Genomic DNA, 668 nt, shown 5'->3' on the forward strand with positions numbered 1-668 from the left:
GCCGAGCAGGTCGATGACGGTGCTGGGTGGCTGGCTGGGTGTGGTGGCGATGTGGGTGCGCCAGTGGGCTTCGGCGGCGTTGGTGTCGTGGCGGGCGATGAGGTCGAGGAGGTGGGTGTGGTCGTGGTGGTTGTGGGGGGTGGTGTGGGTGGGGTGGGGGAGGGGGGCGTGGGTGTCGAGGATGTGGCGGAGCATGCCGGCGATCATGGTGAGGGTCTGGTTGCCGGCGTGTTCGAGGAGTTGGTGGTGGAAGTGGGTGGGGTCGGGGTGGGTGAGGGCGGTGTGGAGGGTGGTGAGGGTGGTGTCGGTGTGGTGGGTGGCGAGGAGTCGGACGGCGGCGGGTTCGAGCAGGGTGTGGGCGGTGTGGACGTCGGCGAGGGTGGTGTGGCGGTGTTCGAGGACGAGGCCGGCGTAGCGGGCGGCGACCTGGCCGTCGGGGGTGTGGACGCGGGCGCCGCCGTGGGCGCCGCGGCGGACGGAGATGAGGGCTTCGGATTCGAGGACGCGGAAGGCTTCGCGCAGGGTGGGGCGGGAGACGCCGAACTGTTCCATGAGGACGGCTTCGGGGGGTAGGGCGTCGCCTTCGACGAGCTCACCACGGACGATCTGGCGGCGGAGCTGGGCCGCGACGAGCTCGGCGGTCTTGGGCACGCGGACCTGCTGACCGA

1 protein-coding gene is annotated in these 668 nt (G+C 71.6%); it reads right to left on the bottom strand.

Annotated features, from left to right (window positions below):
* Window positions 1-668, bottom strand: a 668-nt coding sequence (locus tag MXD62_RS09940) for a FadR/GntR family transcriptional regulator (RefSeq protein ID WP_248829050.1), incomplete at both ends; no start/stop codon positions are given.

The sequence above is a fragment of the Frankia sp. Mgl5 genome, from assembly GCF_023242985.1.
GTDB classification, from domain to species: Bacteria; Actinomycetota; Actinomycetes; order Frankiales; family Frankiaceae; genus Parafrankia; species Parafrankia soli.